The sequence below is a fragment of the Roseomonas sp. 18066 genome (assembly GCF_902706185.1).
GTDB lineage: Bacteria > Pseudomonadota > Alphaproteobacteria > Acetobacterales > Acetobacteraceae > Pseudoroseomonas.
This window is the reverse complement of the sequence record NZ_CACSJM010000370.1, coordinates 1-435: the sequence shown is the minus strand read 5'-3', so window position 1 is coordinate 435 and position 435 is coordinate 1. Positions and strand designations below refer to the sequence as shown.

1 pseudogene is annotated in these 435 nt (G+C 63.0%); it reads right to left on the bottom strand.

From position 1 onward, the window contains the following. Positions 1 to 138: 138 nt before the first annotated feature. Positions 139 to 435: pseudogene (locus tag GVN67_RS29280) on the bottom strand (phospho-N-acetylmuramoyl-pentapeptide-transferase); the annotation flags it as partial.

Below are 435 nucleotides of genomic sequence, written 5' to 3'. Positions count from 1 at the left end.
CTACCACCACGTGGGCACCGAGTTCGATCAGGGTGTCGGCGGCGGCGAAGCCGGATACCCCGATACCGGTCACGACGACGCGCAGGCCGGCCCAGTCTGAGTCCCAGGAGACGAGGTCTGCCAGGCGGGGCGAAACGGTCACAGCAGTACAACCCATTCAGCGTAGAAGATGCCCAGCCCCACGGCCACGAAAAGGCCCCCAAGGATCCAGAACCGGACCACAACGGTAACTTCGGCCCATCCCTTCAGTTCGAAGTGGTGCTGCAGCGGTGCCATCTTGAATACGCGTTTTCCGCCGGTTGCCTTGAAATAGCCCACCTGGATGATGACGGACAGGGTGATCAGCACGAAGAGGCCGCCCACGATACCCAGCAGAAGCTCGGTGCGGGAAAGGATGGCGAATCCGGCCACGGCACCGCCAATGGCCAGCGATCC